Raw genomic sequence first — 25626 nt, 5'->3', positions numbered from 1 at the left:
CACCCGCCGTCAACAAGCAAGGATGGGCCCTGCGCTCCGTCCGGACTGTCCTTCGAGCGTGTCCGGCCCCCGATGCATGGCCTCACCCGATATTGCGACGCCGGCGGTAGAGGGCGAGGCTCCCGACGAGGAGAATGAGCCCTCCGATCGGGATGCCGATCTGCTCGCCGGTGTTGGCTAGGGAGCCGCCGCCGGTGCTCGCCCCGCCGCCGCTGCTCGATCCGGTGTGGCCACTACCGGTTCCGGACACGGAGCCCGGGAACCGGTAGGTCCAGTCACCGCGTCCGTAGGTCGAGATGAGCAGCAGGTTCGCGTTCCCCGGATCGGCGCGGAGGGTGAATACCGGCACTCGGGGCAGTCCGGTGCCGAGCACCGAGAATTGCCCCAAAGCGCTCGGTGGATCGATGTAGACACCGAGGTCCGTGGCGACGATGAGGTTCCCGTTGTGCAGCAGGGTCCAGTTCGCCGGCACGTCCGGCAGATTGCCGGAGATGTTCGTGAACGACTGGCCGCCGTTGTAGGACACGAACAGATGACCGACGCCGAGATGGCTCGTGTCGTCGCCGAGCGCGCCCGGTGGAATCCAGCGCCGGCCGTAGCCGCCCATGGTCAGGTAGACCGTCTTCGGGTTCGCGGGATCCATCTGGATCGACGTGATGTAGCGCTGCGGCAGTTTGCCGTCCGGCGTGCCGCAGCCCGAGCAGGTGGGGTTCAGGAGATGCCACCCGTTGCCCGTCCCGATCGCCGGCGGCTGGGAACCGCCGACGTTGGTCGCAAGGCCGCTACGGAACGGCAGTCCCCCGACCACCACGTCGCAGTAGCCGCAGAAGCCGACGTAGATGTTCGCGCCGCGAACGGCCAGGGCGGACGGAACGTACGGGGTGCCGGACGGGGCGTTGCCGAGATTGAACACGGTGGTGAACGGGATATTGATCAACTGGCAGGTGGAGGCCGGCGCACCTGGGGGGACGGCGCACGGGTTCGCGTAGGCATTGACGGCCTCCTGGACTCCGCCGCAACCGACGACCACGTGGCCGCGCATGGTCGGATCCTGCTCGATCGGTGTCGAGAACAATCCGGTTGACGAGCTGCAGCTGTTCGTCTCCCCCCACGGGAACCAGCTGGCGCCTCCGTCGTTGGTCATCGCGAGCGCGCCGTACGTGTACTCCTCGATCATGTTCTGGCTGTTGTCCGGGTCGATCGTGTTGAAGAACGCGTCGCCGCCGTAGATCTCGTACTCCTGACCACTCGGGGTGGTCTTCTCCTCGCCGTTGTCCTGCAAGCCGGACACCACGGTCCCGTCTTTGGACATTTCGGCGTCGTAGGGCTGCAACGAGGACAACCCGATGTTCTGCCCGTCGCCCCAGCTGTCGTTGGAGAAGTCGCCGCCGGCCGCGATGTGCTGCTTGAAGACGCCGCCATCGCTCCCCACGTAGAGCGTCTCCCCGCCGCCGGAGCGGTCTGGCACGAACAGCACGGCGTGCTGATCGGGGTGTGTCGTGCTGCCCGGGATCGGGTTCGACTTGAGGTCCGGGTTGCACGGGATTCCGGTGTTGAGCTCCGAGCAGGCGTTCCAATACCGTCCGATCACGCGCCACGGGGCAACGCCCGGCGCGGGTGTCTGATGCAGTTGCCACGGGTCGCTGAGCACCCCGGGGACCGTGAGGTTGTTCTCCCACACCTCCTCGAGTCCGAACAGGACGCGGGTGGGGTGGCCCGATGCGTCATGCGTCGACGGATCCGGCTGGACCCACAAGTTGTACCAGGACTGGACGCCCGGGCTGTACCCCGGCAAGGCCGCGATGCTGCTGTTCGTACCGGGGTACTTCGTCTGCGTGTAGTCCAGGATCTTCGTCCAGCTGTGCCCGAAGTCATAGGTCGCGTACATGCCGTCCAGGTAGGTCGCGATGCCCAATCCGACGACGGTGGAGTTGCAGACCGGGTTCACTCCGGCGTCGAGTGCGTCCGGGCAACCCTGGAACTTGGTCGCGTCCTCGACGATGGCGTAGACCGCGTCGGAGCTTTGGCCGGGCCCGTTGGCGATCCCGAGGGCGGTCCGTCCGACGACCGGATCAGGCGCGAAACCTTGGGTGGTGGGCTGGGTGGCCCCCTGGTCCTGGTAGGCGAACGAGCCGGGAACGCCGGTGTGGGAGATGTAGAGCCCGTTGCGCGGACCCTGCAGGCAGGGGGTGGGCGAGCCGTTCAGCCGGCAGCTGGTGTTGGTGGTGCCGTCGGGGTTCACGTCCGCCTCCGCGCCGGCTCGCCAGCCGACCACGGCCATGACCGAACCGGCGGGCGCGTTCGCGGAGCCCGTTGCCTTGACCACCACGTCGGTCACGTCGTTGGCGAAGAAGCACAGCGGGGTGGTCGTGTTGCCGGCGCAGTTCGGGGAATACCCGGGCGGAGTTGTTTGCAGGTTCTCGTTCACGAACGAGGAACCGCCGTCCGTGGAGCGGAACAGCCCCTTGCTACTGGCCAGGTAGACGGTCCGCCCGCTGCTGTCTGCCGGGGAGACCACAACCCGGAAGCTCAGGGCCAGGTCGGGCACGCCGCCCGCCTGCGCCCAGGAACTTCCGTCGCTGTCGCTGTAGAAGAGCCCGTGACCGCTGATGCCGTCGCCACCGAAGGAATTGTCACCGGTGCCGACGAGAAGCCGGTGGAACGTGGCGTCGTAGGCGATGGCGCCGACCACCTGGGTCGGCAACCCGTCCCCGATCGAGAACCAGCTGGAGCCACCGTTGTCGGACTCCCAGACCCCGCCGGCGGTTGGGGAGGCCCACAGCCGGTTCGGGTTGGCCGGGTCGGCCGCGAAGCTCGAGACCCGGCCGGACAAGGTGCGGAAGCCGAGGGCGCCGACCTGGGAGTAGCTGCCGTTCGCCGAGTCGTTGGCGGCGCAGACGGAGGACTGGGTGGATGGCGCGGCGCACTCCGGCGACTTGCCGTAGAGCGTCCAGGCGTTGCCGCTACCGGGCACGGTGCCCGCCGCGGGCAGCCGCTCGGCCTGTGCGAGTCCGGCCGCGTACGCCCCCGGCGCACTCGTGGCGAATGGCGCGGTGGTCCGGGCCTGAAGTTGCGCGGCGTTGGCGGCCTGCTCGGTGAACGCCTCCGGCCCACCGAGTGCGGAACACGTCGGCCGGCCCGCCGCGATGGCAGCAACCGACTTCTCTCCGGCGGCGGTGCCGGCCGGACATCCGATCCTGCTGGTATGCGTGGACAGGGTCGGGAGGCTGTTCGGGGAAACCAGGGCCGCCGCGACAGCCGCGAGCCCGACGACGAGAGTCGCCCCGCGCCGGCACACCATCGACGTACCGGATCGCCTGGTGTTCCGCCTGCGCATGGCCACCCCAATCGGTCGGATCTCGGCGGCAGCCTAATCGGAAAGCGACCTCTCGGCCTGGGAGGTAGCGGCGGTCGGCGTTGGCGAGACGGGGCGGGGCTCGGTCACCCGGTCCATCGGGCGGCGATTGTGCGCCCCGGCCATCGAGCGGGCGGTCCGCCCCGGGTGAACCGCCCACTCGCGCCGGTCAGTTGGCCCGGCGGGGCCGAACCCCATCGGCCCGCCGCCGAGGGCAGCCACCGGGGGGCCATCGCGGGCGCGATCCGAAACATGTTCGTTTCACGCTCGAAAGCGTGACGTGACCGGGCGGCCGGATGCTCGAGGGCGTGGGCAACTCGATGATCCTGCTGCTGCAGGCCGAAACCGGCACGGCCGCGACGCTGGCCGCCACCATCAGCGCCATCCCGGCCGTCGTGGAGGCGACCGTCACCTCCGGCCCGTACGACGTGATCGGCCGGGTCGACTGCCCGGACCCGCTAGCTGAACGCCATGCGATCGAAGCGGTGCAGCGGGCTCCGGGTCTGGCCCGGTTGTGCCTGTGCCGGTCGGTGGCCCGATGACGACGTTCGCCCGGCTGCGGATCGAGCTGCCCGACCATCCAGGAGCGCTGGCGGCGGTCAGCCGGGTGCTGGCCGTCAAGGGGCTGAACGTGGTCGAGGTCTCGATCCACGAGGTGGAGGGCAGCCGAGCGGTCGACGAGATCGTCGTTCAGGTCGCCCGGCTGCCGGCCCATTCGGATCTGGGGCCGGTGCTGGCGGGGGCAGGCGCGGAGTTGCTGTCCATCGCCGCATGCGACATGCGCGGTGACCCAACGGTCACCGCGTTGACCTGGGTGACGGCAACCTTGGAGGCACCGCGGCGCCGGAGTTCGCTGGCGACGGGGGTGCGGCTGCTCACCGGGATCGATCCCGTGCACGTGCTGACCCTCGAGGAGGCCCTGCAATGGCCGATCGGCGTGCACGCGATCCGTACCGGGCGTCCAGTCGTGGAGCGCCTCACCCAGCCCCCCGAGCCACTGGGCGCCGGGGGCGAGGAGGCGGGATCGGGGGTGTGGGTGGTGGCCGCGCCGGACTCGCCGGAACCGTCCTATGTCGTGATGGCGGCCAGGCCCTATGCCGTGCGGTTCACCGCTACGGAGCTCCACCGTCTCGTCGCGGTCCTGGACTGCCGCAGCCGACTGGGGCAGCTCCTCTCGGTGCCGGCGCGCTGAGACGGGTCGCTGCTCCTGACGGGACCGAACCCGTCATGCCACGACCAACGGGCGGGTACCGCCGCGGCACGAGCCGAGTTCGCTAGGCGGCCGCCGCCGCGAACAGGCCGCCGTGATGGACGAGCCGTTCCTGGCGAGCCACCCGCAACGACCAGGCGACGGTGATCGCCACGCCTCCCCAGGTGATGCCGCCAGCCGTGACGGCCTTGAGCGCGACGAAGGCCCCCACCGGCAGGCTGAGCAGAAGCCAGAAGGTCACTCCGGCGTTCGCGAGGTTGATCACGCCCCACATGACGGTGAGCCGGCGGAACAACCGGCGAATCCCCAACCGGGCGGCCACCGCTGGGGCCAACGGGCAGAAGTCCGCGGCCAGCCGGTCGACCAGCGGGGTGTCGGTGAGCGTGGACAGGAAGAACATCGCGGCGACGACGACCGTGCCGAGGATCGGGCCCACGAAGTAGAGGAAGGTGCTCCCGGTCGCGAAGGCGATCGCCGTGCGGGCGGTCAGTCCGACCACCGACAGGATGAGCAGGCCGGGAATTCGCCGACGGGCCATACGTCGGCGAACGACCATGGCGTAGGCCCAGGCCAACGCGGCGATCAGCCCGGGCCAGATGCCGAACAGCCCGTAGCCGATGTAGAACAGCACGGTGGGCGCGACGGTGGCCTCGACGACGTTGGGCAGCGAGTGCCGCCCGATGGCACGCAGGGTGGACAGCCCACGCAAGGGCTGTTGTCGCTCACCCACCGCCGCGGTCAGGACAGGCACGCGAAGATTGATGCGGCGCATGTGGGACTCTCTCGGAATAGAGGCCCGGGCGTCGACGTCGGGACTTGGACCTAGCCACCCAGCGAGTCGCAGCGCGGCTCGCTGTCCACCGTACGCGCATCCCGAGTCGTCTGTCGCCTACGGGGTGGCCTCGGCGGCGGCGTAGCCGGCCAGGGCGGCGCGGTCGCGAACCGTCACGACGCGATCCTCGACGTGGATCCACCCCCGGCGCTGGAACCCGCGCAGCGCGGCGTCCATGCTTTGCCGCGCCTCGCCGACGGCGGCGACCAGCTCGGCGTTGGACAGCCCGAGGTCGACCCGCCCGTCCCGGTTGGCCCGATCGACCACATACGCCGCCACCCGGTGCGGAAGGTCGAGGAAGACAAGGTCGGCGGACGGCCCGGCGAGCCGGCGGATCAGCGCCGCCTGTTGGCGCAGCAGGTCCTCGGCGAGATCGGGGGCGGACCGGATTGCTTCCCGGATCACCGGGCCGGGCACCGTGATGACCACCGAAGGTTCGGCCGCCTCGAGCGTCGCCGATCTCGCCTCCAGATCGAGCAGGGAAATCTCGCCGAGGCTGTCCCCCGGGACGGCGACCGTGAGCAGCAGATTCCCCCCGTCCGCTGACCGGGTCACGACCTTGATCCGGCCCTCCGCCACGACGAGCAGGTCCCCGCCCGGGTCGCCATCGCGCACGACACGCTGGCCGCGTCCGTAACGGCGGGTCGAGCTGGCTTGGGCCAGCCGGTCCAGGGTCGTCTCGTCGAGGCCGCCGAGGAGCATGGTCTGCTCGAGCGCCCAGCGCGTGATCCCGCTCACCGCCGCCCTCCGAACGCTCGCACTGCCATCCCGCCCGGGGGGGCTCGGTGGCGCGGCGAACCGGGCCTTGCCGCCGCGCGTGTTCCGGAGTATGACGCCACACATGAGGTTCACGCCTGCCCGCATCCCCGGCCCGCGCCGTCGGGGAGCCCACTCATCGCTGGGCATTGGCCTGGCCGGGGTCGGTCTGCTCGCCGCCGCGTGCGGCGGGGCGGGCGCGTCGGTCGGCACGGGTGGCAGCGCGTCGACGCCCCCGGTCGCCAGCGCGTCGACGCCCCCGGTCGCCAGCGCGACCACCTCAATCGGTGGGGCGCTCGTCGACTCCCACGGGCGCACGCTCTACGAGCTGTCCGACGACCGGCCGGGTCACCTCGCCTGCGTCGGCGGCTGCCTGAGCGTCTGGAAGCTCGCGACCGTTCCCGCCGGAACGACCACCGTGACGGCAGGGGCCGGGGTCACGGCTCAACTCACGACCCTCGCCCGCGGCAGCCAACTCCAGATCGTCGCGAACGGGATGCCGCTGTACACCTTCGCCGGCGACAGCGGCAACGCCCAGACCAACGGCGAGGGCATCGTGAGCTTCGGCGGCACCTGGTACGTCGTGAGTTCGGCGGGGGCCGCGCTGACCGCAGCGGCGCCGAGCGCCACGACGAGCAGCAGCTCCGGCGGCGGATACGGCGGCTACTGACCGGCGGGTAAAGTCCGCCGGGTGCCGCTGCGGAGCTGGGTCCCCGGCGCGGACGGCTCGCTGTTCGGTGCGGAGAACCTGCCCTACGGCCGGTTCAGCCGGCGAGGCGAAACCGACGCCCGTCGCGGGCTCGCCGTCGCGATCGGTTCGTACGTCCTGGACCTGGCCGGCCTGGTCCCGGTCGCGGATCTCCCGCCGAGCCTTGCCGGCCAGACGCTCAACGGGTTCATGGCGCAAGGACCCGAAGTCTGGTCCGCCGCGCGCAGTCGGATCACCAGGCTGCTCATCGACCATAACGAGCGCGCACACGTCGAGCCGTATCTGGTCCCGATCGGAGAAGTCGACCTCCACCTGCCCTATCAGGTCGGGGACTACGTCGACTTCTACTCGTCCGAAGCGCATGCAACCAACGTCGGCCGGATCTTTCGGCCCGACCAGGAACCGCTGTCTGCGAACTGGAAGCACTTGCCGATCGGCTACCACGGCCGGGCCGGCACGGTGGTGGTGTCCGGTACCCCGGTCGTGCGCCCGCGCGGGCAGAGCCGGCCGGCGGGGGCGGAACGCCCGACCTTCGGGCCGTCGACCCGGCTCGACATCGAAGCGGAGGTGGGCTTCGTGGTCGGCAAGCCCTCGATGTGGGGCGCCGCGATCCCGGTGCCCGGCTTCGCCGACCACGTCTTCGGTGCCTGCCTGCTCAACGACTGGTCGGCGCGCGACCTCCAGGCCTGGGAAACCGTGCCGCTCGGCCCGTTCCTCGCCAAGTCCTTCGCCACCTCGGTGTCACCCTGGCTGGTTCCGCTCGCCGCGCTGTCCGCCGCCCGGGTCCGGCCCCCGCGGAGGGACCCGGCTCCGCTGCCATACCTGGAGGACGACGCCGACCCGTGGGCGCTGGACATCTCCCTCGAGATCCGCGTAAACGGCGACCTGGTGTCGCACCCCCCGTTCGCCGGCATGTACTGGACCGCGGCCCAGCAACTCGCCCACCTCACCGTGAACGGGGCCTCGGTACGCACCGGCGACCTGTACGCGTCCGGCACGGTTAGCGGCACCGAACCCGACGAGCGGGGCTCCCTGCTCGAGCTCACCTGGAACGGGCAGTCACCACTGAGCCTCTCCGACGGGAGCAGCCGAAGCTTCCTCGAGGACGGGGACTCGGTGGTGATCACCGGGTCGGCGCCGGGCCCGGACGGGACCCGGATCGGCTTCGGCGAGGTGGCTGGGCGGATCCGTCCGGCGCCGGCCTGAGCGTTGTTCAGCCCCCGTCGCCGGCTACCCCCCAACGCTGTCGGATCACCGTGTTCACCCGGTTGAACAGGGCGTTGACGCCGATCCCGAGGGCCAGGATGACGATCATCGTCGCGAGCAGCCCGGTCGAGTCGTTGACGTTGCGCTCGTGCTGGAGCACCAGACCGAGCGAGGGGCGGTGCGCGATGGCGACGAGCAGCTCGGCGGCCAGCAGGCTGCGCCAGGCGAAGGCCCAACCCTGCTTGAGGCCGCTGACGTAGGCCGGCAGCGCCGCCGGCAGCACCACGTGCCGGTAGAGGCGAAGGCCGCTTGCTCCGAGCGCCCGCCCGGCCCGCAGCAGCAGGGCGGGAACGTAGTCGACGCCGGAGATCAGCCCGTTCGCGATGGCCGGGGCGGCGCCGAGAACGACGACGAACAGGATCGCGCCCTCGGACGGAGCGAACAACAGGATCGCCAGCGGGAACCAGGCGATCGACGGCATGGTTTGCAGGCCGGTGATCAGCGACCCGACCGCGCTTCGCAGCGCCCCAACCCGGGAGACGGCGAGGCCCAGCACGGTCCCGATGACGAGCGCCGCCGCGAAACCGACAACGGCCCGGCGCATCGTGGTCCCGATCTCCTCGTAGAAGACGGCCGTGTGCATCTGCCGCCACAGGTCGGAAAACACCGGGCCCGGGCCCGGCAGGATTCCGTCCGGGCGCCAGTGGCTCGCGACCACGAGTTGCCAGGCGCCGACCGCGATCACGATCGCCGCCAACTTGGGCCAGGTTGACGACCACGCCCGCGACGTCCTGCGGCGCGGGGGCTCCCGGGGCAGTTCGAGTTCGTCCAGGCCGGCGAGATTCCGCGCGGCCAGGGTGGGATCAGCCACCATGCCGGCGCACTTCGGCGCGGAGCCGGTCGGTGACCGTAGCCGCCAGGGTGGCCACCTCGGGGGAGTCGATCCGCCTGGGCCGGCGATGCGGCACCGCGAACTCGGCGACCACTCGACCGGGTCGGCTGGACAGGAGCAGGATCCGGTCACCGAGTCGAACGGCCTCCCGGACGTTGTGGGTAACGAACAGCACGGTGACCCCGGTGTCCAACCAGATCCGCTCGAGCTCGTCGTGCAGCAGGTCCCGGGTCATCGCGTCGAGTGCCCCGAACGGCTCGTCCATGAGCAGTACGTCGGCCCGCTGGCCGAGGGCCCGAGCCAGCGCCACCCGCTGGCGCATGCCACCGGACAGCTCGTGCGGTCGGCGCGCCTGCAAGCCTTCGAGCCGCACGGTGGCCATCAGCCCGGTGATCGCGGCCGGCCACTCGCGGCGGGGCCGGCCGGCCAGCCGCAACGCCAGTTCCACGTTCTGCCCCGCGGTCAGCCAGGGGAACAGCGCGGCGTCCTGGAAGAGCAAGGAGACCCGCAGGCCGTGGCTCTCGACGGTCCCCGATGTCGGCTGGTCCAGCCCCGCGACCAGGGAAAGCAGCGTGCTCTTCCCGCAGCCGGAGGCACCGACCAGGCAGACGAACTCGCCGGGACGGACGTCGAGGGAGATCCGATCCAGGGCCGCGACCGGCCCATGCGCGCCGCGGAAGGTCTTCGTCGCGGCCCGGACGGAGATGGCGAACTCCGCTGCCCCGGGTCGGCCGGCCGCGGAGTCGGGGAGCTCATCGGTGGCGGTCATCCCGGTCACGTACCGCACCCCATCCCGGTCACCCACCTCATCCCGATAAACTCAATTGACTCACTAGGGAATAGGGGAATGGGCTCGCTGTCAAGCGATCGGGTTCGAAGCGGCTACCCCAGCGCGGGGGCCGCCCGCCTACGCAGGGCGATCGCGGTGGCGTTGGGGTCGCTGACCTGCACGAGCAGGCGGTCCCAGCGCGCGCCGGCACCGAGCTCCACCCGGAGGAGATCGCCACGGCGGCGCGCCGCCCAGAACTCGCGCTCCCCGCGAACGAGGAACGTCCCGACCCGCAGCCGGCCGGGCAGGACCGTCCCCCAAATCGGAACGCCGGTGGCCGGCAGCCGGTCGAACGGCTCGACGCACACCGACCGCACGTCGTCGAGGCGAACCCGCACCCGTCGCCGCTGAGCCCACAGCGCGTCCCACCCGTGCAGCACGACGGAAACCGAATCGCCGTCCTCCTCGATCGAGGCGTCGGGGGAGTCGCTTCGATCGAGGAGCAGCCGACCGAGCAGGGACGCGCCGATGACGAGGGTCGTGAGCTGCGCCAGGGCGAGCGGGGGGAGCATGGGTCGAGGGTAGGAGACGTACGCAAATGACAAACGTGCGCTGCTTACACTCGTGCGACCAAGCGTTGCCGATCGGATGGGGACGAAGCGGTGAAGGTGCCCGCGGCACGCATCGTCTTCGCCGAAGCAGACCGGCGGGAAGTCGCGGATGCGGTCGTCGAGATGCTCGAGTCGGGCGCGCTTACGCTCGGCGCGCACACCATGGAGTTCGAGCGGGCCTTCGCGGTCGCGCATGCCGCTCCGCATGCGGTGGCCGTGTCGAGCGGGACCGCCGCCCTCGAGATCATCCTGCGCAGCGTCGGGGTCGCCGACCGGCCGGTCGTGGTCCCCGCGAACACCTTCTACGCCACCGCCGGCGCGGTCCTGCACGCCGGTGCGCGGCCGGTCTTCGCCGACGTCGACGCGGACACCCTGGCCCTCTCGCCAGCCACCCTGGAGAACGTCCTGTCCGAGGACACCGCTGCCGTCGTCCTCGTGCATGTCGGTGGGTTGATCAGCCCGGACGCCGACGCGATCCGGGCGATCTGCGCGGCCCGCGGCGTGGCGCTCGTCGAAGACGCCGCCCACGCCCACGGCTCGACCATGGACGGGCGGTTCGCCGGCAGCTTCGGGGTAGCCGCCGCGTTCTCCTTCTATCCCACCAAGGTCGTCACGACCGGCGAGGGCGGCCTGATCCTCACCCATGACGCCGCGCTGCGGGACGAGGCTCTGGTCTACCGGGACCAGGGGAAAGCGGGATTCCTCGGCAACGTCCACATCCGGCTCGGCCACGCTTGGCGGATGAGCGAACTGCACGCCGCCGTCGGTGCGGTGCACCTGCGACGCCTCGAAGAATTCGTCGCTCATCGCGGTCGGGTGGCCCGTCGCTACGACGCCGGGGTGGCGGGCTCCGCAATCGACGGTCTGCGGTCGCTGCCGATCCCCGACCGTTGCCGATCCAACTACTACAAGTACATCGTGTTGTTGCCGGGGGACATCGACCGCACCGAGTTGAAGAAGCGGCTACGCGAACACCACGACATCACCCTGTCCGGTGAGGTCTACGAACTTCCGTTGCACCGTCAGCCGGTATTCGAGGGCTACGGCGGCGAGTTCCCGGTGGCCGAGGACGTCTGCGCCCGTCAGGTCTGCCTGCCCCTGCACTCGGACATGACCGAGCAGGAAGCCGACTACGTTCTCGACCACTTCCTCGTCGAAGTCGCAGACATGGCGGGCCGCGGGGCGCCATGAACACCGTCGTCACCGGTGGTTGCGGCTTCATCGGTTCCCACGTCGTGGATCGGCTCGTCGCGGCGGGACACGACGTTCTCGTGCTAGATGAGTCGATCGGGTTGTCGAGCGGGGGGGCTCGTTATGTCGAATGCGACGTCACCGACCGGGACGCGGTCGTTCGCGCGGTCGAGGGTTGCGAGGTCGTCTTCCATCTAGCCGGGATGTCCAACGTCGACGAGGCCCACCGGTATCCGATGCGCACCGTCGCGCTCAATGTCGTCGGGACGACCGCGGTGCTCGAGGCGGCGCGGGCCTGCGGGGTACAGCGGGTGGTGTTGGCCAGCACGGTGTGGGTGTACGGCGCGGCAACGGAGGGGGCCGGACCGCTGCGCGAGGACTCGCCGATCGACCTCGCTCGTGCCGGACACCTGTACACGTCGACGAAGCTCGCCGCCGAACTTGTCGTGCACAGTTACCGCGAGCTCTACGACCAGCACTTCACGATCCTGCGCTACGGCGTCCCATACGGCCCGCGGATGCGCGACGAGCTGGTCGTCGCGAGGTTCGTCCAGAAGGCTTTGGCCGGCGAGCCGTTGACAATCGCCGGCGACGGCAGCCAGTTCCGCAACTACCTCTACGTCGAAGACCTCGCCGACGCGCATGTCGCGGCCCTGGCGGACACGGCCGAGGATCAGGTATTCGCCTTGGAAGGGGCCGAGCCGATTTCGGTGCGGATGCTCGTCGACACGGTGACCGATCTGGTGGGTCACGTCGAGGTCGAGCAGGTCCCGGGTCGGCCCGGTGACTACACCGGGCGTTCGGTGTCCGCGGACAAGGCCGCTGCCCTGCTCGGCTGGCGGCCGACCACCTCGTTCCGCGAGGGGGTGCGGCGCTACCTCGAGTGGTACCGGGCGCAGCAGCCCTTGGCCGTCCGGTCGGCGGAGTGAACCAGCCGCGCCGCGCCCTGCTGCTGTCCGGCTCGATCGGGATGGGCCACGACGTCGTGGCCGAGGCGTGCGCCGGGTTCCTCGCCGCGCACGGCTGGGAGTCCAGCACCCTCGACGCGATGCTGCTGCTCGGCGAGGCCGGTGGCCGGGCGGGTGAAGCCGTTTTCCGCGCGATGCTGTCGGTTCCCGGGGTCTACGACGCCTACCACTTCGCCGCGCTGCGGACCGGGAACCGACTGGCCCGGCTCACCGACTCGGCGGCGGCCCGCCGGGTGGTCCCCCGGCTGCGTGCGGCCCTGACCGAGCGGGCACCCGACCTGGTGGTCGCGGTGTTCGCGACCGGAGCATCGGCGACGGGCCGGCTCAAGGCGGAATTCCCGGCCACCCGCACCGCCGTGCTCTGCACCGACGCGACACCGCACCGACTCTGGGTGCACGCGGGCATCGAGCTCTACCTGGTGACCTCCGAGGTGGCGGCGGCGGCGGTGCGGAGGTTCGAGCCGACGGCGGCGGTCGCGGTCGTCCCGCCGCCGGTGCGGACCGCGTTCTACGCCGCACCCGACCGGGCCGAGGCCCGGACCCGGCTCGAGGTTCCCCCCGAGGCGCCGACCGCGCTGCTCATGAGCGGCGCGTGGGGACTCGGTCCGCTGGCCGACGCCGCCGCCGAGCTCGCGGCGCAAGGGGTCGAAGTGCTCGCGGTCGCCGGGCGCAACCATCGGCTGGAGGCGCGGCTGCGCGCGGCCGCAGCCGGCCAGCCCCGGATCCACCCGTTCGGCTTCACCGACCGGATCCCCGAGCTCATGGCCGCCGCCGATCTGGTCGTCACCTCCTCCGGGGACACCTGCGCGGAAGCCCGGGCAATCGGTCGGCCACTGCTACTCATCGACGTCGTCGCCGGCCACGGTCGGGACAACCTCCAACATGAACTCGAAATCGGCCACGCCGACGTCACGTCGCCGGATCCGGCCGGACTGACCCGATCCGCCCTGGCTGCCCTCGACCGCGCCTCCCGGGTGGCGCCGCCGGAGCCGCGGACCCGGGCGGCCTGGGAGGCCGGGCTCGGTGCGGGGCTAGCTCGGCTGGGGATCCTCACTCCGGATGCGGGTCCGGGTGCGGGTCCGGGTGCGGGTCCGGGTTCGGGTGCGGGTCCGGGTGCGGGTGCGGGTCCGGGTCCGGTTCCGAGCAGAGCAGCGCCCAGGGGCGGTCGCCTCTTCGGGTCATGACGAGGGTCGCCCGGTGCGGCCCGCGCGGGCGGAGCCGGCGCCGCAGGTCTTCGACGTCCCCGGCGAGCCCCCGCCGACGCAGATCCAGCCCCCCGATCTCGCGGCGTCGGATCTCCCGGGTGAGGTCGGCGAGGTGCCAGGGCCGGCTGTCGTCGATCCGCAGCAACCGCGCGAACGGCGTGCGGACCGGGGCGTCCGTGCACAGGAAGGCGATCTCCGGGTCGATCTGCCGGGCGCCGAGACGTGCCCCGAGCGCTCCGACCAGTCCGGCCCGGGTCACCGCCGGGTTCGGGTCGAGCAGGTAGGCGCCCGGATCACCCACCGGGACCGTCTCGGACCCGTCTCCGGTGAGCTCTGCGGCCGGCGGCGCGAGCCGCCGACCGGCGGCGGTCGCCGGCAGCACGCTGGCCCGGCGCCGGCTGCCGGACCAGGCGGGGGACCACAGCACCGCCTCCTTGAGTGCGGTGCCCAGCGCGACGAACTCCAGCTCCCAGCCAGCGGGCACCCGGTCGCGGGGGAGCCCCGGTGCCGCCTTGATCGTCACGTGGGGGACCCGGGTGGCCAACTCCAGGCACCAGCCGAGGCTGGGCTCGCTGGTGCCGGCGGGCAGCCGGCGCCCGGCCCGGCGCCGGGCCGGATCCACGAAGACCGCCCCGTCGAGAGCAACGTCCCCGACGTCTGCCACCGCCGTGCTGATGGCGCCGGCCACCTCGTAGACCTCGGCGTTGCGCACGGCGAGGCGGAGGACCTGCGGATCACGGTCGACCGCGAGCGCGGCTCGGCCCTCGGCGAGGGCCAGCAGGTCCCCGCCGATCCCCGAACACAGGTCGACCACCCGGTCGGCGCCGTCGAAGCGCCGGGCCCGGTGCCGGGCGAGTGGCTCCGCGCTGGCCTGCTCGAGTCCGTCGGCGGTGAACCACATCCGCTCCCAGCGGTCGAACTTGGTCGCCGCCCGCCGGCGCAGCCCGGCCTGGGCGAAGGCGGCTGCGACGAGCCCGGCCGGGAAACGACGCCGCAACCTGGTGCCGGCCGCGAGCTGCGCGGCCGGGGTGTCGGGGACCTGCATGACCTCGGCGAGCAGTGCCCCCGCGGCCGGGGCGAGTAGCGAGTCGACGTCCACGGTCCCGCCATCGTCCCAGGGGCCGCAGCCCGGTGCGGCCCGCGAGTGTGCAATTTCCGACAGCTTTCGGGGGGCGCTGAGCGTGGTCGGATGTCGGAAATTGCACACTCGCGAGTTTCGGGCCCCGGCCGAGGCCCGCCAGGGGTGCGGCAGACTGCTGCCATGACCGAGTCCCCTGGGATCGACGGCGCCAGGGTCACGGCGTGGCTCGCCGAGCGGCTGCCCGGCCTGGTCCCGCCCGTGGACTACCAGCTGATCGCCGGCGGGCATTCGAACCTCACCTACCTGGCCCGTGACCACACCGGGCGACAGTGGGTGATCCGCCGCCCCCCGTTGGGCCACGTGCTACCGACCGCGCACGACATGGGGCGGGAGCACCGGATCATTTCCGCGCTGGCCGGCAGCCGGGTTCCGGTGCCCCCCACCGTCGGGATCTGCCCGGACCTGGCCGTGAACGGGGCCCCGTTCTTCGTCATGGACTTCGTCGACGGTTTCGTGCTGCGTGACACGGCCGCCGCCCAATCGATGATCGGCGAGGCCGAGCGGGCCGTGGCGGGAGAACAGCTCATCGAGGTGCTGGCCGCGCTGCACGCGATCGACCCCGAATCGGTGGGACTCGGCGATCTCGGTCGGCGCGAGGGCTACATCAGTCGCCAACTCGACCGGTGGTACGGCCAATGGCAGCGGTCCAAGGATCGCGAGCTGCCGGCGATCGACGAGGTGTACACCACGCTGTCCGCGCGGGTCCCGGCCCAGCAGACCAGCGGGATCGTGCACGGCGACTACCGGGTGGACAACTGCATCGTCGGCCCCGACGGCGCAATTCGAGCGGTTCTCGACTGGGAGCTGTGCACCCTCGGCGACGTCCTCGCCGATCTCGGGATCATGATGGTCTACTGGTCCGAGCCGGGCGACGAGGCAGGCGGCAGCCTCGGCCAACCCACGCTCGCCGCCGGCTTCCCGAGCCGAGCCGATCTGATCGAGCGGTACGCCCGGATCACCGGCCGCGACGTCTCCGCCATCCCCTACTACATGGCTTTCGGGTACTGGAAGCTCGCCTGCATCCTGCAAGGCGTCTACATCAGGTACGCGTCCGGCGACATGGGTCAGGCCGGCAGCATCGCCACCCAGATGCCGGCCGCCATCACCGGCCTGGCCGAGGCGGCGCGGGCCGCGATCGGCGGTCTTCCGGACTGACCCGTCGCCGGGTCGCAGCAGACCGATCGTGGGATGATCCGGCCGGCGCAGTCACCGGCGACCGCGCAGAGGGAGGCCCGCGGTGCCGCAGTCGGCCTGGGATTCGGCCCTCATCCAACTCGCCGCCGCGTCCCGCGAACTCGGCCTCAGCGACGGCCAGCACGAGTTGCTCGCCACCCCCCGCCGGGCCCTGACGGTGAGCATCCCGGTCCGCCGGGACGACGGGCACATCGAGGTGCTCCAGGGCTACCGGGTTCAGCACAACCTGTCCCGCGGCCCGGCGAAGGGCGGCATCCGCTACCACCCCTCGACCGACCTCGACGAGGTCAAGGCGCTCGCGATGTGGATGACCTGGAAGTGCTCGCTGATCGGCCTGCCGTTCGGCGGGGCGAAAGGCGGGGTGGCGATCGATCCGCGGCTCTACTCGCCGGGGGAGCTCGAGCGGATCACCCGGCGCTACGCCAGCGAGATCCAGCCGATCATCGGCCCGGAGCGGGACATCCCGGCCCCGGACGTCGGCACCGACGAGCAGACGATGGCCTGGTTCATGGACACCTACTCGGTGAACACCGGGCACACGGTCACCGGGGTGGTGACCGGCAAGCCGGTCTCCCTCGGCGGCTCGCAGGGCCGCGGCGGCGCCACGTCGCGCGGGGTTCTGTTCACCGCCTTCTGCGCCCTGCGCGAGGCCGGGATCGACCCGCGGGAGGTCAAGGTGGCGGTCCAGGGCTTCGGCAAGGTCGGCGGACTCGCCGCGCAGTTCCTCCACGACGCGGGCTGCCAGGTGGTCGCGGTCAGCGACGTCAAGGGCGGCGCCTACAACGGGATGGGCCTCAACCCGGCCGCGATGTTGCGGCACATCCGGGCCGGCGCCGAGTCGGTCGTCGGATATCCGGGAACCGACGTCATAACCAACGAGGAGCTGATCGAGCTCGACGTCGACGTCCTCGTGCCGGCCGCGCTGGAGGGCGTGATCCACGAAGGCAACGCCGACCGGGTCAGGGCGCGTTTCGTCGTCGAGGGGGCCAACGGGCCGACGACGCCGGACGCCGACGCGATCCTCGAGGCGAAGGGCACGTTGGTGGTACCCGACATCCTGGCGAACTCCGGCGGCGTCGCGGTGTCCTACTTCGAGTGGGTGCAGGACCTCCAGGCGTACTTCTGGAGCGAGGACGAGGTCAACGACCGGCTGCGCCGGCTGATGGAAAGCGCCTACGCGGAGGTCGCCGAGCTGGCGGACGACCGCGGGATCTCCCGCCGGATCGCCGCCCAGGTGATCGGGGTGGGTCGGGTCGCCGAGGCGCACCGCACCCGGGGGCTCTACCCCTGAGAGGCCAGCCCCGCCGCCGCCGTCCCCCCAAGGGGGATAGTTTCGACCGCGCACCTCGAGAGGAGCCCGCATGAAGGCATGCACGGTGATCCCAGGCCAGCTCGAATCCGCACGGGTCGACGAGGTTGCCGAACCGGACCCGGCCGACGGCGAAGTCCTCGTCGAGGGCCTGTTCGTCGGGATCTGCGGCACCGACATCGAGATCTCGCAGTTCGGTTACGGGCAGCCGCCGGCCGGCCGCGACCGTCTGGTCCTCTTCCACGAGTCGCTGGGCCGGGTCCTCGAGGCCCCCGCCGGCGGCGAGCTAGCCGTCGGCGACCTGGTGGCCGGGGTGGTGCGCCGTCCCGACCCGCAGCCCTGCCCGTGCTGCGCCAAGGACCAGTGGGACTTCTGCCGCAACGGGGAGTTCACCGAGCGCGGGATCAAGGGTCGGGACGGCTACGGCTCGCAGCGCTGGCGGGTGGCGCCGAAGTTCGCGATCCGGCTCGATCCCGCCCTCGGTGACGTCGGGGTCCTGCTCGAGCCCACCTCGGTGGTCGCGAAGGCCTGGGACCAGGTCGAGCGGATCGGCGCCCGGGCCTGTTGGGACGCCGGCCGGGCCCTGGTAACCGGGGCCGGCCCGATCGGGCTGCTCGCCGCGTTGCTCGCGGTGCAGCGCGGACTCGAGGTCGACGTCCTCGACCGGGTGACCGAGGGGCTGAAGCCGGAGCTGGTCGCCGCCCTCGGCGGTCACTACATCACCTCGCTCGACCAGCTGTCCGGACCACCGGACGTCGTCATCGAGTGCACCGGACTCGGCCCGCTGGTCTTCGACGTGCTCGGCCGCACCGCGCCGAACGCCATCGTCTGCCTCACCGGCATCTCCTCCGGCACCCGGGAGGTCGGGGTCGCCGGCGACGCGGTCAACAAGGAGATGGTCCTGTCCAACGAGGTCGTCTTCGGCTCGGTCAACGCCGGCTTGGCGAACTACCAGCAGGCGGCCGCCGCGCTGGCCAAGGCCGACCGGGAGTGGCTGGGGCGCCTGGTGACCCGGCGGGTGCCGATGGAGCAGTGGCCGACCGCGCTGGTCCGCCAGCCCGACGATGTCAAGGTGGTTGTCGACATTCAGGCGTGAGCGGAGCCGATACGTGACAGGCTGAGCCTCCTTCGGAGAGGACGGTGCCGACATGCAACTCGGGATGGTAGGTCTGGGCCGGATGGGGGCCAACCTGGTCCGGCGGCTGATGCGTGACGGTCACGAGTGCGTCGTCTTCGACGTCAACGAGGATGCGATCAAGTCGCTGGAGTCGGAGGGCGCCACCGGGGCCCGGACCCTCGAGGAGTTCGCCGCCGCGTTGACCGTTCCGCGGGCCGTCTGGGTGATGGTGCCGGCAGCGCTCACCGGCGAAACGGTGAGCCGGTTGGCCGGGCTCCTGGAGGCCGGGGACATCGTGATCGACGGCGGCAACAGCTACTACCGCGACGACATCGAACGGGCGAAGGAGCTGTCCGCGAAGGGGCTGCACTACGTCGACGTCGGGACCAGCGGCGGTGTGTTCGGGCTGGAGCGCGGGTTCTGCCTGATGATCGGCGGGGAGACCGATGTCGTCGAACGGCTCGACCCGATCTTCGCCACGATCGCCCCCGGGCTCGGCACCATCGAGCGCACGCCCGGCCGGACCGGGAGCCCGGACACTGCCGAGCAGGGGTATCTGCACTGCGGGCCGAACGGTGCCGGCCACTTCGTCAAGATGGTGCACAACGGCATCGAGTACGGGGTGATGGCCGCATACGCCGAGGGGCTCGGGATCCTGGAGAAGGCCAACGTGGGCGCCCAGTCCGGGTCCGAGCAGGATGCGGAGACCACCCCGCTGCGCGACCCGCAGTACTACCGGTACGACATCGACCTCCCGGCGGTGTCGGAGGTGTGGCGGCGGGGCAGCGTGATCGCCTCCTGGCTCCTCGACCTCACGGCGGCCGCCCTGAAGGCGGACCCCGAGCTGGCCGGCTTCCACGGCCGGGTCTCCGATTCCGGCGAGGGTCGCTGGACCGTGCTGGCCGCCGTCGACGAGGGCGTCCCGGCCCACGTCCTCACGGCTGCGCTGTATGACCGTTTCAGCTCCCGCGGCGAGGCCGACTACGCGAACCGCGTCCTCTCCGCCATGCGGAAGGAGTTCGGTGGCCACGCCGAGAAAACCGACTGACCGACCGGCCGCGGCCCCTGCCGGCGGCCCCGCGACCACCAAGCTGCGAGGCACCCCCGCGGCGACCCGCCCCCCGCGGGCGAGCCGGGCGGCGTTGCAGCCGAAGACGCTGGCGATCGATATCGGCGGGACCGGGCTCAAGGCGGCCCTCCTCGACTGGCGGGGGCGGCCACTCGGCGAACGGGTCCGGGTCGACACGACCTACCCGTGCCCGCCGGACAAGCTGCTCACCGACCTCGCCGGCCTGGGCGCCCAGCTGCCCGGCTTCGACCGGATCTCGGCCGGGTTCCCGGGGGTCGTCCGGGCCGGGCGGGTTCGGTCCGCGCCGCACTTCGTCACCCTGCACGGCCCCGGCACGAAGATCTCGAAGGAGCTCACCTCGGCCTGGGAGAACTTCGATCTGGCCGGCGGCCTGGAGGCAGCCCTCGGCCGACCGGTGCGGGTCGCCAACGACGCCGACCTCCAGGGCGCCGCGGTGGTGAAGGGGGACGGCCTCGAGCTGGTCATCACCCTCGGCACCGGGCTCGGCACCGCCGTCTACTACCAGGGCGCGCTGGCCCCGCACCTCGAACTGGCGCACCACCCGTTCCGCAAGAACGAGACCTATAACGAGCAGCTGGGTGATGCCGCCCGGGCGAAGATCGGCAACCGGAAGTGGAACAGCCGGGTCGGCCTCGCGATCAGCCAGCTCTACGCGCTGTTCTTCTACGACCACCTCTACATCGGGGGCGGGAACTCCCGCCGGGTCACGATCGACCTCGGGCCGAGTGCCACGATCGTGGACAACTCAGCAGGGGTGCTCGGTGGGATCCGGCTGTGGAGCCGGCCGATCGTCTGAGCGCGGCGTGCCGACCCGGAAATCGTCCGGGCAGCATGCTTGAATGACAACGTTGTCGTTTGCCAGATGTGCCGCCTGGCGGTGGAGTCTCGCGATGGACCGCCTGGCGGTGGAGTGGTTCGCGAAGGACTGCCTCGCGATGAACGGAGGGCCGATGGACGCCGCGAACGCGATGTCGAGCGTGACCGAGCGGCCGGCTGAGCTCACCGAGCGGGAGCGCGAGATCCTGGGCTTCGAGCGGCAGTGGTGGAAGTACGCCGGGGCCAAGGAACAGGCGATCCGCGACCTGTTCGACATGTCGGCGACCCGGTACTACCAGGTGCTCAACGGGCTGATCGACCGCCCGGATTCGCTCGCCGCCGACCCGATGCTCGTCAAGCGGCTCCGCCGGCTGCGGGCCGCCCGGCAGCGGGCCCGATCGGCCCGCCGGCTCGGGCTCGAGGGCTGACCGGCCGCACCGGCGGCGCGCACCGAAGGCGCGGTCGCGCGCGGCTCGCCGACATCGCCCGGGCGCTGCTCGCGCCCGCGGTCGCCGTCGCCGCGGTGGCGGCGCTGATCGTCGGTCTGGTCCTCGTGCGCGGCCAACCGGCCGGTGGCATCGACAGCGCGGTCGTCGGATCGCCGCCGATGACCACCCTCGGGCCGCCGCCGACAGCGCCGCCGACAGCGCCGCCTACACCGACCCCGACCCCGACCCCGACCGCCCGGACCGGCGCCGCACCGGCGGTCCGAACCGAGCCCACCGCGGTCCGCCCGGCGCTCACCGTGCTCAACAACTCGCGGATCACCGGCCTGGCCCGCCACTCGGCCGCCGAGTTCGCGGCCGCCGGCTGGCCGATCCAGCGAATCGGCAACTTCACCGGCCGCATCCCGCAAACCACCGTCTACTACGCGCCCGGCGAGGAGGCCGCCGCGGCGGCGCTTCAGGCTGCCTTCCCGCGGATCACCCGCCGGCTGCCCCGCTTCGCCGGGCTGACCGGAGCCCTCACCGTAATCCTCACCCGCTACTACGCCGGCGCCTGAGCCGGTGGCCCTCCCGACCCCCACGACCGTCGCGGGGCGGGCCGGCTTGGCCGCCATCCTCGACGCACCGGGCGGCGCACTCGTGGCGACTGATTTCGACGGGACCCTCGCCGGCATCGTCGATGTCCCTAACGACGCCCGCCCGGCCCCCGGCGCCGTCGACGCGCTCGCCGACCTGGCCACCCTGGTCGGCCGGCTGGCGATCGTCACCGGCCGGGAAGCCCGGACCGTGGTTGCGCTCGCCGGGCTGGACCGGGTGCCCGGGCTGGTCGTCGCCGGCAACTACGGGCTCGAGGTCCTCCGCGGCGGCCGACTCGAGGCGCCGCCCCCGCCGGCCGGGCTGGACCGGGCCCGGGCCCGGCTGCCCGCGCTGCTGGCCGACGCGGCGCGCGGCGTGCATGTCGAGGACAAGGGACAGGCCCTGGCGGTGCACGCCCGCCCGGCGGTGGACCCGGTGGCGGCGCTCGCCGCCCTGCACGACCGGCTGGCGGTCCTCGGCGCCGAGACCGGGCTCGAGCTGGTTGCCGGCCGGCTCGTCCTCGAACTGCGCCCGCCCGGCGTCGACAAGGGCACCGTGATCCGGCGGCTCGCCGCGGAGCGGACGCCGACGGCAGTGCTGGTAGCCGGGGACGACGCCGGCGACCTGCCGGCGTTCGCGGCGGTCGCCGAGCTGCGCGCCGCCGGCGTGCCGGGGCTCACCGTCGCCGTCGCCGACCGGGACACCCCGGCAGAGTTGGCCGCCGCCGCCGACGTGGTCGTGGCCGGACCCGACGGCATGGTCGAGTTGCTCCGGGCGCTCGCTAGGCAGATCCGCGGTCGTCCAGCGCCTTGATCTGCGCGGCCAGCCAGGCCGCCGGCGGCATCGCGGTGGCGGCGGCGGCGAGCCGGCCGGTCCGCTCGCTGCGATCCGCGGCCGACATCCGCAGCGCCGCGTCCATCGCCGCGGCGGTGGCCGAGACGTCGAACGGGTTGACCAGCAGGGCGTCGTCCGCCAGCTCCTCGGCGGCACCCGCCGCGCGGGACAGCACCAGCGCGACCCCGTGGTCGGAGAGCACCGGGCCTTCCTTCGCGACGAGGTTCATCCCGTCCCGGATCGGGTTGACGACCAGCACGTCGGCGATCCGGTAGGCGGCCAGCGACCGGGGGTAGTCGTCGCTCACCTCGAGCACGAGCGGCGTCCAGTCCGGCCGGGCGAACTCGTCCTCGATCCGCTGCGCCAGCCGCTGCACGTCGGCGGTGTACTCCCGGTACTCCGGCAGATCGTGCCGGCTGGGATATGCGTACACGAGGTGGACGACCCGGCCGAGCCACTCCGGATGGAGGCGGAGCAGCTCCCGGTACGCGGCGAGACCGCGGACGATGTTCTTCGACAGCTCGGTCCGGTCGATCCGCAACAGGATCTGCCGACCGGCCGTCCGGGCCAGCAGGGCGTCCCGCCGGGCGGCCGCGTCCGGGGCGGCGGCCCGGGCCAGCAGGGCCGGCCCGTCGACGCCGAGGGCGTGCACCCCGATCCGCGTCCGGTGCCCGGCGCAGACCACGGAGTCCCCGTCGACGCTGACCCCCGGCAGCCGGGCCGCACAGGCGAGAAAGGCATCGGCCCAGCGCCGGCCGAGGAAGCCGGCGTGGTCGGCGCCGAGGATCCCGAGGAGCACGCTCGCCCCGACCTCGTCGGGCAGCAGCTCGTAGTACTCCGGCGGCGCCCACGGGGTGTGCGAGAAATGCGCGATCGCCAGGTCTGCTCGCCGTTCCCGGAGCAGCCGGGGGGCGAGGCTCAGGTGGTAGTCCTGGATGAGCACCCGGGCACCGGGCGCGGCTTCGGCGGCGAGGGCGTCGGCGAAGGCGGAGTTGTAGTCGACGTAGGCCTGCCACTCCCGGGCGAACAGCGCGTCGAAGGCCGGCCGGCGCGGCGTGTCGTAGAGCAGGTGATGGACGAACCACAGCGTCGAGTTGGCGATCGCGTTGTAGGCGCGGTGGAACGTCGTCTCCTCGATGTCGAGCATCCGTACGGCCAACCCGCCGGTGTCGGCGGTGTCGAGCCGCCCCTGCGGGGCGGTCCGAGCCGCCTGCCGGTCGCCCGGACCCAGCGCCGCGCAGACCCACACCGTGCCGGCGTCCGCGGCCAGGCTGCCCACCGCGGAGACCAGGCCGCCGCCACCGCGGCGGGCGTGCACCACCCCGTCGTCACCGAGGCTGTACGCCACGGGCCCGCGATTGGACGCGACGACCAGGGCTGCGGGCACGCCGGGATGCTAGCCGGGCCCGGTCACGGCGGCGCGGACCGCCGCCGCCCAGCCCAGCCCCACCGCGGCGTTGGCCAACGTCACGTTGGGCAGCCCGCGGATCAGCGCGGCCATGTGCGGCTGGCGGTGGCCGTTGGCGACCAGGTGGAGCTGCCGGACGTACGGCGCCATCGTCAGGTCGCTCGCCGAGTCGCCGATCGCGATCGCGTCCTGCGGAAGGTAGCCGCGCCGGGCCAGGTCCCGCGCCACCGCCAGGCCCTTCGACAGGCCGTCCGGCATCAGGTGGTAGACGTGCGGCGGCCGGGCCTCCGGTACCAGGCCATGGCTGCGGGAGCTCGGCAGGACGCCGTTGTCCCGCAGCCGCAGCCAGCCGAAGCCGATCTCGGCGAGCCACGCCTCGGCGGCGGCGACGTCGATCAGGCCGCGCAGCATGACGTCGCACTCGTGCGCGAGGTGCCACGGGGCGTGGTACTCCAGCCGGCCGGGGTGGCGTTCGAGCAGGCGGTCGGTGACGCCGGCCGCGGTGATCGCCGCGGCCGGCGGCCCGTCGAGGTCGGCCGGCATCGCGCCGCGCAGCAGCTCGCTGTGCCGGCCGCGGTCCCAGCCGAGCACCGAGCCGAGCTCCCCGATGTAGCCGTCGGCACCGAAGATCCGGGCAGCCTCGATGAGTTGCTCCCGGGTCCGACCGGACACCAGGACGATCTGGATCCCGGCGTCGAGCGCCTCGACCAGGGCCCGGGCCGGCTCGAGGGTGAGCCCGCGGTCCAGGTCCCGGAAGAAGCACCCGCCGGGGCCGACCATCGTGCCGTCGAGGTCGGTGTACACCACCCGGGTCGCCGGTCCGGTCATGAGGCCGCGTACCCCGCGACCGACACGATCGGCGGTCGCTCCCGACCCTCGATGTCGGTGTCGATGAGCCGGTAGCCGGCGCCGGACCGCTCGAACTGGGTCATCGCCGTCGCCGGCCGGCGGAGCACGTCGACCTTGCGTTCGGACTCCAGCCGGGCCAGCGCCACCAGCCAGATCTCGGTCGCCATCCGGCCCAGCTTGTCGTTGTCCTGGTTGCGGTGCTTGCGCCGGGTGAGGTCGACCTGGGCCATCGCGTCGAGGCCGACGAGGCGCAGGGTGTCGACGAGCAGGCCGAACTCGACGCCGTACCCGCAGGGGAACGGCAGCCGCTCCAGCAGGCTGCGCCGGGCGGCGTACTCCCCGCCGAGCGGCTGCACGAAGCCGGCGAGCTCCGGCCAGTGCACGTTCAGCAGCGGCCGCGCGACCAGCTCGGTCACCCGGCCACCACCGGCCGGGGCGTCGGATCCGGTCACCGGCCGGTCGTAGGTCGCCTTGACGAACGACACGGACGGATCGGTGAGCAGCGGCCCGAGCAGGCCGGTGACGAACGCCGAATGGAAATCGGTGAGATCGCTGTCGATGAACACGATGACGTCGCTGCTCGTCGCCGCCAGCGACCGCCACAGCACCTCACCCTTGCCGGCCCGAGGCGGGTACCCGGGCAGCACGTCGCCGCGATGCACCACCCGGGCGCCGGCGTCGGTTGCCACCTCGGCCGTGCGGTCGGTGCTTCCCGAGTCCATGACCACGATCTCGTCGAGCAGTCCCGGTCGGGAGGCGGGGCCCTCGTTAAGGGGAAAAAGGTCCCGTCGGATCCGCGTGATGATCCGGCCGACCGTCGCGGCCTCGTTCAACGCGGGGAGGACGACGGCCACGCGACTGTCGCCCTTCGCGGCGAGTAGCCGGGGCAGTGGCCAGTCCGCGGCCCGCGAAGTGCGGCGCTCGAACCAGCGGCGGGCGTCGGCGCGCACGTGTGCAACACTGGCACATCCCGCGAGAACAACTGAATACCGCTCATCACGAGGGGCAGAGGGACACGGCCCGGTGAAGCCCCGGCAACCACCTCGGTGCAGCTCGCGCTATCCGCGAGGCCGCACCGAAGGCAGGTGCCACATCCGTCCCGACCGCGACCCGCGGCGGGAAAGATGAGGAGAAAGGCCTCG

General features: G+C 72.1%; 24 protein-coding genes, 1 pseudogene and 1 riboswitch. Of the genes and pseudogenes, 15 read left to right on the top strand and 10 right to left on the bottom strand.

Annotated features, from left to right (window positions below; translation table 11 throughout):
• Nucleotides 1-82: 82 nt before the first annotated feature.
• Entirely contained in the window at nt 83-3301 is a 3219-nt protein-coding gene (locus VNG13_01955) for an LPXTG cell wall anchor domain-containing protein (protein HVA59284.1), read from the bottom strand.
• A gap of 362 nt (nt 3302-3663) precedes the next feature.
• On the opposite strand from VNG13_01955, the gene VNG13_01950 reads away from it, so the two are divergent.
• Both VNG13_01950 and VNG13_01945 read left to right on the top strand, forming a co-directional pair.
• Complete coding sequence (locus VNG13_01950; GenBank protein ID HVA59283.1) at nt 3664-3897, top strand: Lrp/AsnC ligand binding domain-containing protein; 234 nt, start codon at nt 3664-3666, stop codon at nt 3895-3897.
• Nucleotides 3894-4547, top strand: a complete 654-nt coding sequence (locus VNG13_01945) for an ACT domain-containing protein (protein ID HVA59282.1) — start codon at nt 3894-3896, stop codon at nt 4545-4547. The genes VNG13_01950 and VNG13_01945 overlap by 4 nt, the downstream gene beginning before the upstream one ends.
• Nucleotides 4548-4629: 82 nt before the next feature.
• Here the strand turns inward: VNG13_01945 and VNG13_01940 are convergent, their stop codons facing one another.
• Entirely contained in the window at nt 4630-5316 is a 687-nt protein-coding gene (locus VNG13_01940; protein HVA59281.1) for a VC0807 family protein, read from the bottom strand.
• 138 nt (nt 5317-5454) lie between these two features.
• Nucleotides 5455-6135 carry a Crp/Fnr family transcriptional regulator gene (locus tag VNG13_01935; GenBank protein ID HVA59280.1) on the bottom strand — a complete coding sequence of 227 codons (681 nt, stop codon included), beginning with the start codon at nt 6133-6135 and terminating at the stop codon, nt 5455-5457.
• 103 nt (nt 6136-6238) lie between these two features.
• Between VNG13_01935 and VNG13_01930 the strand changes: the two genes are divergently transcribed.
• Both VNG13_01930 and fahA read left to right on the top strand, forming a co-directional pair.
• A complete protein-coding gene (locus VNG13_01930) occupies nt 6239-6823 on the top strand; it encodes a hypothetical protein (protein HVA59279.1) in 585 nt (194 codons plus the stop codon).
• 21 nt (nt 6824-6844) lie between these two features.
• Entirely contained in the window at nt 6845-8068 is a 1224-nt protein-coding gene (fahA, locus tag VNG13_01925) for a fumarylacetoacetase (GenBank protein HVA59278.1), read from the top strand.
• A gap of 7 nt (nt 8069-8075) precedes the next feature.
• Here fahA and VNG13_01920 read toward each other — a convergent pair whose 3' ends face one another.
• The 3 genes from VNG13_01920 to VNG13_01910 form a co-directional block, all read right to left on the bottom strand.
• A complete protein-coding gene (locus VNG13_01920; protein HVA59277.1) occupies nt 8076-8939 on the bottom strand; it encodes an ABC transporter permease in 864 nt (287 codons plus the stop codon).
• On the bottom strand, nt 8932-9765 hold the full coding sequence (locus tag VNG13_01915) for an ABC transporter ATP-binding protein (protein ID HVA59276.1): 834 nt from the start codon (nt 9763-9765) through the stop codon (nt 8932-8934). The genes VNG13_01920 and VNG13_01915 overlap by 8 nt, the downstream gene beginning before the upstream one ends.
• A 77-nt stretch (nt 9766-9842) precedes the next feature.
• Nucleotides 9843-10301 (bottom strand): hypothetical protein, encoded by a 459-nt coding sequence (locus VNG13_01910; protein HVA59275.1) that lies wholly within the window; start codon nt 10299-10301, stop codon nt 9843-9845.
• Nucleotides 10302-10391: 90 nt separating this feature from the next.
• Here VNG13_01910 and VNG13_01905 point away from each other — a divergent pair, with 90 nt between their 5' ends.
• From VNG13_01905 to VNG13_01895, 3 genes are read left to right on the top strand one after another with little or no spacing between them, the layout of a single operon-like run.
• Nucleotides 10392-11531, top strand: a complete 1140-nt coding sequence (locus VNG13_01905) for a DegT/DnrJ/EryC1/StrS aminotransferase family protein (protein HVA59274.1) — start codon at nt 10392-10394, stop codon at nt 11529-11531.
• Nucleotides 11528-12460 (top strand): NAD-dependent epimerase/dehydratase family protein, encoded by a 933-nt coding sequence (locus tag VNG13_01900; GenBank protein ID HVA59273.1) that lies wholly within the window; start codon nt 11528-11530, stop codon nt 12458-12460. The genes VNG13_01905 and VNG13_01900 overlap by 4 nt, the downstream gene beginning before the upstream one ends.
• Complete coding sequence (locus tag VNG13_01895) at nt 12457-13683, top strand: glycosyltransferase (protein HVA59272.1); 1227 nt, start codon at nt 12457-12459, stop codon at nt 13681-13683. Before VNG13_01900 ends, VNG13_01895 begins: the two co-directional genes overlap by 4 nt.
• Nucleotides 13684-13699: 16 nt before the next feature.
• Here VNG13_01895 and VNG13_01890 read toward each other — a convergent pair.
• A pseudogene (locus VNG13_01890) lies at nt 13700-14605 on the bottom strand (hypothetical protein).
• Nucleotides 14606-14965: 360 nt separating this feature from the next.
• Between VNG13_01890 and VNG13_01885 the strand changes: the two are divergent.
• The 8 genes from VNG13_01885 (at nt 14966) to otsB (ending at nt 22206) form a co-directional block, all read left to right on the top strand.
• Nucleotides 14966-16000 (top strand): phosphotransferase family protein, encoded by a 1035-nt coding sequence (locus tag VNG13_01885; protein HVA59271.1) that lies wholly within the window; start codon nt 14966-14968, stop codon nt 15998-16000.
• Between the two features lie 82 nt (nt 16001-16082).
• Nucleotides 16083-17330 carry a Glu/Leu/Phe/Val dehydrogenase gene (locus VNG13_01880; protein HVA59270.1) on the top strand — a complete coding sequence of 416 codons (1248 nt, stop codon included), beginning with the start codon at nt 16083-16085 and terminating at the stop codon, nt 17328-17330.
• Between the two features lie 70 nt (nt 17331-17400).
• Entirely contained in the window at nt 17401-18444 is a 1044-nt protein-coding gene (locus VNG13_01875) for a glucose 1-dehydrogenase (GenBank protein HVA59269.1), read from the top strand.
• Between the two features lie 52 nt (nt 18445-18496).
• A complete protein-coding gene (gene gnd, locus VNG13_01870) occupies nt 18497-19513 on the top strand; it encodes a decarboxylating 6-phosphogluconate dehydrogenase (protein HVA59268.1) in 1017 nt (338 codons plus the stop codon).
• Nucleotides 19488-20351 carry an ROK family protein gene (locus VNG13_01865; GenBank protein HVA59267.1) on the top strand — a complete coding sequence of 288 codons (864 nt, stop codon included), beginning with the start codon at nt 19488-19490 and terminating at the stop codon, nt 20349-20351. The genes gnd and VNG13_01865 overlap by 26 nt, the downstream gene beginning before the upstream one ends.
• Before the next feature lie 154 nt (nt 20352-20505).
• A complete protein-coding gene (locus tag VNG13_01860; GenBank protein HVA59266.1) occupies nt 20506-20799 on the top strand; it encodes a DUF3263 domain-containing protein in 294 nt (97 codons plus the stop codon).
• Nucleotides 20800-20894: 95 nt separating this feature from the next.
• Nucleotides 20895-21374, top strand: a complete 480-nt coding sequence (locus tag VNG13_01855) for a LytR C-terminal domain-containing protein (GenBank protein HVA59265.1) — start codon at nt 20895-20897, stop codon at nt 21372-21374.
• Nucleotides 21375-21378: 4 nt separating this feature from the next.
• Entirely contained in the window at nt 21379-22206 is an 828-nt protein-coding gene (gene otsB, locus VNG13_01850; protein ID HVA59264.1) for a trehalose-phosphatase, read from the top strand.
• On the opposite strand, the gene VNG13_01845 is transcribed toward otsB, so the two are convergent.
• Genes VNG13_01845 through VNG13_01835 form a run of 3 tightly spaced genes read right to left on the bottom strand, consistent with a single transcriptional unit; the run spans nt 22175 to nt 25434 of the window.
• A complete protein-coding gene (locus VNG13_01845) occupies nt 22175-23614 on the bottom strand; it encodes a trehalose-6-phosphate synthase (protein ID HVA59263.1) in 1440 nt (479 codons plus the stop codon). The two genes, otsB and VNG13_01845, sit on opposite strands and share 32 nt — an antisense overlap.
• Nucleotides 23615-23623: 9 nt before the next feature.
• Complete coding sequence (locus tag VNG13_01840; protein HVA59262.1) at nt 23624-24463, bottom strand: hypothetical protein; 840 nt, start codon at nt 24461-24463, stop codon at nt 23624-23626.
• Complete coding sequence (locus tag VNG13_01835) at nt 24460-25434, bottom strand: glucosyl-3-phosphoglycerate synthase (GenBank protein HVA59261.1); 975 nt, start codon at nt 25432-25434, stop codon at nt 24460-24462. Before VNG13_01835 ends, VNG13_01840 begins: the two co-directional genes overlap by 4 nt.
• A 40-nt stretch (nt 25435-25474) precedes the next feature.
• A riboswitch (SAM riboswitch) is annotated at nt 25475-25615 on the top strand.
• The last annotated feature ends 11 nt before the right edge of the window (nt 25616-25626 follow it).

Source organism: Mycobacteriales bacterium (genome assembly GCA_035533475.1).
GTDB lineage: Bacteria > Actinomycetota > Actinomycetes > DATLTS01 > DATLTS01 > DATLTS01.
This window is presented reverse-complemented; position numbering and strand designations above follow the sequence as displayed.